Here is a 7,953-nt window from a genome sequence, read left to right as displayed (position 1 = left end):
GGTACTGCAGGGGGGACCCTGTGGGAGAGTAGGACGCCGCCGAACAAATTTTAGGAAAGGCCCACGCCGTTATGGCGTGGGCCTTTCTGCGTTTAAGGGCTATGCGAGAGCCCTCCGGCAGAGGGTCCTTGCGGATACTTCGAATTAGAGGCGCCCCGTTGTCTTTAGGGCCAGATATGCGTCTGCCAGGGCCGGCGCCAAGTCTTCCGGTGTTGCGTCGACGACCGTTACACCGTGTCGGCGGAGTTGATCTGCTGTGCGGTGGCGTTCGTTTTGGGCCTGGGCGGCGGCTGCGGCCTCGTAGACGGCATCCGTGTTTCCACGGGCCGTCGCCATACGGGCGATGTGGGGGTCCGCTACTGATGCGAGCAGAACTGTGTGGCGTTGGGTGAGCTGGGGGAGGACAGGAAGCAGGCCCTCTTCGATCGGGGCCGCGTCCAGGGTCGTGAGCAGCACGATCAGGGAGTGGCGGGGTGCTGCACGGAGAGCCGTGGCCGTAAGGCCTCGGGCGTCCGTCTCGATCAGTTCCGGTTCGAGTGTGGCCATTGCGTTGACCAGGGAGGGCAGGACGTCGCCTGCGGTGCGGCCTTGGACCAAGGCGCGTACTCGGCGGTCGTAGGCGAGGAGGTCAACGCGGTCGCCGGCTCGGGAGGCCAGGGCGGCCAGGAGTAGGGCCGCGTCCATGGAGGCGTCGAGACGTGGGGCGTCGCCGACTCGCCCGGCTGAGGTTCGGCCGGTGTCCAGGACGAGGAGGATGTGGCGGTCGCGTTCGGGGCGCCAGGTGCGTACCGCGACCGTGGTCTGTCGGGCCGTAGCGCGCCAGTCGATGGAGCGGGTGTCATCGCCGGGGACGTACTCGCGCAGGCTGTCGAATTCTGTGCCCTCGCCTCGGGTGAGAACGCTGGTGCGGCCGTCGAGTTCGCGCAGGCGGGCCAGTTTGGAAGGCAGATGCTTGCGGCTTGTGAACGGGGGGAGGACCCGTACCGTCCAGGGGACCTTGTGGGTGCCCTGGCGGGAGAAGAGGCCCAGGGGGCCATAGGAGCGGATCGTCACGCGGTCGGCCTGGCGGTCGCCTCTGCGGGTGGGGCGTAGACGCGTGATGATCCGGCGGCGTTCGCCGGCCGGGATCGTCACGCGGTGGCGGGAGGCCGCCATTTCCGTGCCGGGCTCCCAACTGCTGGGGGGCCAGGCGTCGCGGAGGCGGGCACGGAGGGGGCGACCGGACGGGTTGGTGATCGTGAGGGTGACGTCGGCCGTCTCGCCCAGGCGCGCGGAGGTGTCGCCGGAGCGGGTCAGGCGCAGGTGACGTACCGGTGCTGCGAGTGCGAAGTCGCAGGCGCAGGCTGCCGCCAAGGGGGCGTTGACCGCGAGGATGCCCGTCCAGCTCGGGTCCCAGATGCCTACCGGGAGGGAGCCAAGGGCCGCCAGGAGTGCGGCGCGTCCGGTGAGTGCCATCAGCGGGGGACGGGGACGTGGGCGAGGATCGCGTTGATCACGGAGTCGGGGGTGACGCCTTCCATCTCGGCCTCCGGGCGGAGCTGTACGCGGTGGCGGAGGGTGGGCAGGGCCAGGGCCTTCACGTCGTCGGGGATGACGTAGTCGCGGCCGGTCAGCCAGGCCCAGGCGCGGGCGGTGGCGAGGAGGGCCGTGGCGCCGCGCGGGGAGACGCCCAGGGTCAGGGACGGTGATTCCCGGGTGGCTCGGCAGATGTCGACGACGTAGGCCGTGATCTCGGGGGAGACGGTCGTCTTGGCCACTGCCGCGCGGGCCGCTTCCAGGTCGGCCGGGCCTGCTACAGGGCGTACGCCGGCGGAGCGGAGGTCGCGTGGGTTGAAGCCCTCGGAGTGGCGGGTGAGGACGTCGATCTCGTCCTGGCGGGAGGGGAGCGGGATGGTGAGCTTGAGGAGGAAACGGTCAAGCTGGGCTTCGGGGAGGGGGTAGGTGCCCTCGTACTCGACCGGGTTCTGGGTCGCCGCGACCAGGAACGGGTCCGGGAGCAGGCGAGGTGTGCCGTCGACCGTGACCTGGCGTTCCTCCATGGCTTCCAGGAGGGACGACTGGGTCTTCGGCGGGGTGCGGTTGATCTCGTCCGCGAGGAGGAGGTTGGTGAAGACCGGGCCGGGCTGGAAGGAGAACTCGGCGGTGCGGGCGTCGTAGACGAGGGAGCCCGTCACGTCGCTCGGCATGAGGTCGGGGGTGAACTGGACGCGCTTGGTGTCGAGTTCGAGTGCGGATGCGAGGGCGCGGACGAGCAACGTTTTGGCGACCCCGGGGACTCCTTCTAGTAGTACGTGTCCGCGGCAGAGGAGGGCGACGACGAGGCCGGTCACGGCGGGGTCCTGGCCGACCACGGCTTTTGCGATCTCGGCGCGCAGGGCTTCGAGGGAGGCGCGGGCGGTGCCCGGGTCCCCGGTGTTCCCGGCGTTGTCAGTGGTCGGGTCCATCATGGACGGCGTACCTCTCTTTCGAGGGCGTCGAGTTGGTCGGCGAGGGAGATGAGTGCCGCGTCGTCGCCGGGCGGCGGGCCGAAGAGGAGAGTGTGCAGGGTCTGTCCGTCTCCGTGGTTGTGGAGGTGGGCGGACAGCGCGGGGAGCAGGGCCTCGGGCGCGTGCGCCTGGGAGACGGGGACACCGACAAGGGGGGCGAGGCGCGTGCGAGTGGTGGAGCGAAGAGCGGCGGCCGCGCGGTCGCGGGCGTTCGCCTTGCGGTAGAGGCGGGCGCGGCCTTCGACGGTTTCGGAGGCGCGGATCGCCACGGGGAGTTTCTCGGGTACCAGGGGGCCCAGTCGGCGTGCCCGCCAGAGGGCGGCCAGGGCTGCTGCGATGAAGAGCTGGAGTGTGCCCCAGAGCCAGCCCGAGGGGAGCAGGTCGAAGAAGCTGCGTTCGTCGTCCTCGTCGGCGGCCGACGTGTCGGAGAGTGAGGGGAGGTACCAGACCAAATGGGGGCGGGAGCCGAGGAGTTGGAGGGCGAGGGAGGCGTTGCCCTGCTCGTCGAGGCGTTCGTTGTAGAGGATGTCGGGCGCGCCGAGGACGACGGTGTCGCCGTCCCCGGTGGTCTCCGGGACGCGCAGGAGGGTGGCCAGGCGCTCGCTGGGGTAGCACTCGTCGGCGTTGAGGTGGGTCGTGCTGTAGCGGATGCCGCCGAGGTCGGCGGTGCCGGCGCGCTGGGCGGCGGGCAGGGCGCAGTCGGGGGCGAGCTCCGAGTCGAGGCTGGTGGCGGGGTCCGCGGTGACGCCGGGGACGAGGCGTTCGACGGACCAGCTACCGGGGGCGATGAGGACGGTGCGGCCGCCGGTGGCTGCGGTGGCCGAGCGCAGCCAGGACTGTTGACGGTGCGTCAACAGGTCGGGGGCGGCGACCAGGACAGTGGTGTCCGCTGCGGACGCTTCACGTGCCTCGTCCAGGGTGGTGACGACGCGCGTGTCCACGCCGCGGTCGGCGAGGAGTTCGGCGACGGCCCGGCTGCCCTTGGGGTCGGCCGAGCGCGGGTCGAGGGCGCCGTGCCGGGCGTCGGAGCGGATCGTGGCGATCACGACGGCGGCCGCCAGCAGGAGCACGGCGGCGAGGGCGACGCCTCGCGCGCGGGTCCACAGCCGGCGGGCGGTGGGCGAGGCCGAGGTGGAGGGGGGCGTGGCCTCGGTGGTCATCCGGCGGCTCCCTGGCGGGCGTTGTGCGCCGTGCTGGGGGCGCTGCTCGCGAGCTGGGGCTTGGTGTTCTCCAGGTCGTGGTCGAGTTCCGCGATGCGTTGGTACGCCTGCTGGGTCGCGGTCCGGCCGCCGTATGTCACGTCGTCGAAGTCCCGGGCGGCGGCGCGCAGTCGGTCCGTGTGGGCGGGCAGTGAGCGGCCCGCTTCGGCGGCGGCCTCGTCCGCGGTGCGGCCCGGGCGGATGTCGAGGAGTGCGCGTTCCTCCAGGGAGCGGACGATGGCGCGCATGCGTTCCTGGACGGCCTGGTTCCAGTGGCCCTGGGCGGCGTGTGCCTCTGCGGCGGCGCGGTGTTCGGCGGCGCTGCGGGGGCGGTCGTCGAACAGGGCGGCGGAGGAGGTGGGTTGGCGGCGTGGGGTGCCCAGGCGCCACCACAGGGCGCCGAGCACAGCCACGATGACCAGGATGACGACGACCAGGCCGAGCGGTCCTCCGGGCGTCACGGTCGAGGCGCTGTTGAACAGGTCCTCGACCCAGTCCCAGACGGCGTCCAGGGCGCGCTGGAACCAACTGGGTTCGTTCTCGTGGTACATGCCTTTGGACAGCTCGCGCCGTGCCGCTTCCCTCGCGGGGTCGCGCGGGATGGTCAGGGGCGGTTCGTCGTCGGAGCGCGCGAGCAGCGACAGTACGGGCGTGTCGGCGGAGCGCGACAGTGCTCGTACGGATGTGCCGGCGGCGCCGATCATCGTGCGCACGGTTGCGTCGCCGGCGTCGAGCAAGGTGCGTACGGCTGTGTCCGCCAGTGGTGACGCCGTTGTGAGAACTCCCCCCGCGAAGCCCACCCGTTCAGCTCCCCGGTGTGTTGGTGCCGTAGTCCTGGACGCCGGCCGCGCGGGCCAGTTCGAGGTCGAGGGCCTCGCGGCGGATGCGCTGGTCGATGTAGAGCAGGACGGTGACGCCGGCCGTGATCGGGAAGGTGATCATGGAGCCGATGACCGAGCCTACGCCGCTGACGATGAGGAACGTCCAGCCGAGGTCGGTTGTGCCGTCCAGGATGTTCGCGCCGGCGTCGCCGCTGAGGGCGGCGGCGAGGAAGGTGAAGGGGATGACGACGATCGCCGCGACGATGTTCGCGATGATCGTGGCCAGCAACTGGATGCCGAAGACCCGCCACCAGGAACCGCGGACCAGCTTGGCGGAGCGGCTCAGTGCCTTGACGATGCCCTGCTTCTCCAGCATCAGCGCCGGGGAGGCGAGGGAGAAGCGGAACCACAGCCACAGCGCGACGATGAAACCGCCGATGACGCCGAGGATGGTGAGTGCCACGCCTGCGCCGCCGGCTCCGGTGGCGGCCACGAGGATGCCGGGCAGGGCGCCCGCGAAGACCACGCCGAAGGTCATGAGCAGCAGCAGGAAGAGCAGGCCGAAGAGGCGCGGCACCTGAGGGCCGGCGTCGCGCCAGGCTTCCCGCGTGGTCACCGACTTGCCCAGCACCGCTCGGCTGGTGACCGTCGTCAGCAGAGCCGTCGCCACGATCGCGCCGATCATCGAGATCAGGAAGATCACGCTGGAGCTGAGCATGGCGTCGCCCATGGCACGGGTCAGCTCGTCGAGGCTGGCGTTCGGGTCGTTGAGGGCATCGGTGCTGGTGCGGTCGTTCAGGACGAAGCCCTGGAGGAGGATGACGAGGATCTCCGTCACGATCGCGACGGCCAGGGAGATGCCGAGGACCGTGCGCCAGTAGGTGCGCATGGTGGAGACCGCGCCGTCGAGGATCTCGCCGACGCCGAGCGGGCGCAGCGGGATCACGCCGGGCTTGGCCGCGGGCGGAGGTCCGCCCCAGCCGCTTCCCCAGGCGCTGTTTCCGCCGGGACCGTAGCCCGGGTGGCCGCCGTGGCCTCCGGGACCGGCGGGAGGAGCGCCCCAGCCCGGGCCGGGCGGTGGCGGTGGTGGGGTCTGGCCGGGCGCCGGTGCCCCGGTCGGGGCGGACCATTGGCCGGGTGGCGGCTGCTCCTTGGACCACTTCGGGCCGGAGCCCTGTGGGTCCGCTCCCGGCTGCTGCGCGGGGTCGGGGCGGTTTGCGGGCTCGGCAGGACCGGACGCGCCGGGTTCCTGTCCGTCGGACGGGGCGGATCCGGGCGAGGCCCAGCCCGGAGTGTCTTTCATCGTCGCTCCTTCACGGTGCCCGTCCGCGGTCGCGGCGGCAGGTTGGCAGCCATCGTGCCATGGGGTGGTCGGATGGGTACCGGCCGCGGTATGGGCTGCGCACCTTCAATTGTCCGCCGTACACGGGGCAGACTGACCGTATGGCTGATCAGCACGCGCAATCCGGCGAGGACAGCAGGCCGATCGAGATTCCGGCGATCCGATGGGACGAACCACCCGAAGGTCCCGTACTGGTCCTTCTCGACCAGACGAGGCTGCCGGCCGAGGAGGTCGAGCTGGTCTGTACGGACGCGTCCGCGCTGGTGGAGGCGATCCGCTCGCTCGCCGTGCGCGGGGCGCCGCTGCTCGGGATCGCCGGGGCGTACGGCGTCGCGCTCGCCGCCGCGCGTGGCTTCGACGTGGACGCTGCCGCGGAGTCGCTGGCGAGTGCCCGGCCCACGGCGGTGAATCTCGCCCTCGGTGTGCGGCGGGCCCAGGACGCGTACCGGGCCGCGCTCGCCGGCGGTGGGGACGTCGAGCAGGCGGCGGCTGCGGCGCTGGGTGCGGCGCGGGCGTTGCACAAGGAGGACGCCGAAGCCAGCGCACGGATGGCGGAGCGGGGGCTGGCGCTGCTGGACGAGCTGTTGCCCGGCGGTGGGCACCGCATCCTCACGCACTGCAACACCGGAGCGCTGGTGTCGGGCGGGGAGGGTACGGCGTTCGCGGTGGCGCTCGCGGCGCAGCGGGTCGGGCGGCTCAGGCGGCTGTGGGTGGACGAGACGCGGCCGTTGCTGCAAGGCGCGCGGCTGACGGCGTACGAGGCGGCGCGCAACGGGATGGCGTACACCCTGCTCACCGACAACGCGGCGGGCTCACTGTTCGCCGCCGGAGAGGTGGACGCGGTGCTGATCGGGGCGGACCGGATCGCGGCGGACGGATCGGTGGCGAACAAGGTGGGGAGCTATCCGCTCGCGGTGCTCGCGCGCTATCACCATGTGCCGTTCATCGTGGTGGCGCCGCTGACGACGGTGGATCCGGACACGTCGGACGGGGCGTCCATCGAGGTCGAGCAGCGGCCCGGGTTCGAGGTGACCGAGTTCGCCGCGCCTCAGGCGCCGATGGCGGGCGGGGAGCCGGGAGGCGGGATTCCGGTGGCACCGCTGGGGACACAGGCGTACAACCCGGCGTTCGATGTGACGCCGCCGGAGCTGGTGACGGCGATCGTCACGGAGGAAGGGGTCGTGTCGCCGGTGACGGCCGAGGCGCTGGCCGAGCTGTGTGCCAGGTCGCGGCAGGTGACGCGGGCGTTGTGACGTAACGGCCGGAATCAATCGGGCGGGCAGAGTTGGACAGACCCGCCTAAAGGTGACGCCCTGTGGTGAAAGCAAGGGCAGACAGTGGCGACCGCCTACGACTAAGGTCACTGGCCGGTGACCTACCTCACCTGAGCCTTCGCCACTGTTATGAGAATGGGATGATGTCGTTTATGAAGGGACGAGTCCTTGTCGTCGACGACGACACCGCACTGGCCGAGATGCTCGGCATTGTGCTGCGTGGTGAAGGTTTTGAGCCGTCTTTCGTAGCCGACGGCGACAAGGCGTTGGCCGCATTCCGCGAGACCAAACCAGATCTGGTGCTGCTGGACCTGATGCTGCCCGGGCGGGACGGCATCGAGGTGTGCCGTCTGATCAGGGCGGAGTCCGGGGTGCCGATCGTGATGCTCACGGCGAAGAGCGACACCGTCGATGTCGTCGTGGGTCTGGAGTCCGGCGCCGACGACTACATCGTGAAGCCGTTCAAGCCGAAGGAGCTCGTGGCCCGGATCCGGGCGCGGCTCAGGAGGTCCGAGGAGCCCGCGCCGGAGCAGCTCGCCATCGGTGACCTGGTCATCGACGTGGCCGGGCACTCCGTGAAGCGGGAGGGGCAGTCGATCGCGCTGACGCCGCTGGAGTTCGACCTGCTGGTCGCGCTGGCGCGTAAGCCGTGGCAGGTGTTCACGCGTGAGGTGCTCCTCGAGCAGGTGTGGGGCTACCGGCACGCGGCCGACACCCGGCTGGTCAACGTGCATGTGCAGCGGCTGCGCTCCAAGGTCGAGAAGGACCCGGAGCGGCCGGAGATCGTGGTGACCGTCCGTGGCGTCGGCTACAAGGCAGGGCCGAGCTGAC

At 71.1% G+C, this 7,953-nt stretch carries 7 protein-coding genes; 2 read left to right on the top strand and 5 right to left on the bottom strand.

The genetic code is table 11. The features are described 5' to 3' along the window. Nucleotides 1–144: 144 nt before the first annotated feature. From ACZ69Q_RS26780 to ACZ69Q_RS26760, 5 genes are all read right to left on the bottom strand, one after another. Complete coding sequence (locus ACZ69Q_RS26780; RefSeq protein WP_471046329.1) at nucleotides 145–1,455, bottom strand: DUF58 domain-containing protein; 1,311 nt, start codon at nucleotides 1,453–1,455, stop codon at nucleotides 145–147. Beyond that, on the bottom strand, nucleotides 1,455–2,444 hold the full coding sequence (locus ACZ69Q_RS26775) for an AAA family ATPase (protein ID WP_471046365.1): 990 nt from the start codon (nucleotides 2,442–2,444) through the stop codon (nucleotides 1,455–1,457). Before ACZ69Q_RS26775 ends, ACZ69Q_RS26780 begins: the two co-directional genes overlap by 1 nt. Then, nucleotides 2,444–3,646 carry a DUF4350 domain-containing protein gene (locus tag ACZ69Q_RS26770; protein WP_471046327.1) on the bottom strand — a complete coding sequence of 401 codons (1,203 nt, stop codon included), beginning with the start codon at nucleotides 3,644–3,646 and terminating at the stop codon, nucleotides 2,444–2,446. Before ACZ69Q_RS26770 ends, ACZ69Q_RS26775 begins: the two co-directional genes overlap by 1 nt. Then, nucleotides 3,643–4,389: a DUF4129 domain-containing protein gene (locus tag ACZ69Q_RS26765; protein WP_471046326.1), complete on the bottom strand. Its 747-nt coding sequence runs from the start codon at nucleotides 4,387–4,389 to the stop codon at nucleotides 3,643–3,645. Before ACZ69Q_RS26765 ends, ACZ69Q_RS26770 begins: the two co-directional genes overlap by 4 nt. A gap of 100 nt (nucleotides 4,390–4,489) precedes the next feature. After that, nucleotides 4,490–5,809, bottom strand: a complete 1,320-nt coding sequence (locus ACZ69Q_RS26760; RefSeq protein WP_471046324.1) for a DUF7847 domain-containing protein — start codon at nucleotides 5,807–5,809, stop codon at nucleotides 4,490–4,492. A gap of 140 nt (nucleotides 5,810–5,949) precedes the next feature. Here ACZ69Q_RS26760 and mtnA point away from each other — a divergent pair, with 140 nt between their 5' ends. Then, nucleotides 5,950–7,101 carry an S-methyl-5-thioribose-1-phosphate isomerase gene (gene mtnA / locus ACZ69Q_RS26755; RefSeq protein WP_471046322.1) on the top strand — a complete coding sequence of 384 codons (1,152 nt, stop codon included), beginning with the start codon at nucleotides 5,950–5,952 and terminating at the stop codon, nucleotides 7,099–7,101. Nucleotides 7,102–7,262: 161 nt separating this feature from the next. Beyond that, a complete protein-coding gene (gene mtrA / locus ACZ69Q_RS26750; protein WP_150136091.1) occupies nucleotides 7,263–7,952 on the top strand; it encodes a two-component system response regulator MtrA in 690 nt (229 codons plus the stop codon). Nucleotide 7,953: the final 1 nt, after the last annotated feature.

The sequence above is a fragment of the Streptomyces sp. NPDC036764 genome (assembly GCF_055609385.1).
The sequence above is the reverse complement of the archived record's forward strand: the minus strand, read 5'-3'. Positions and strand labels throughout refer to the sequence as shown.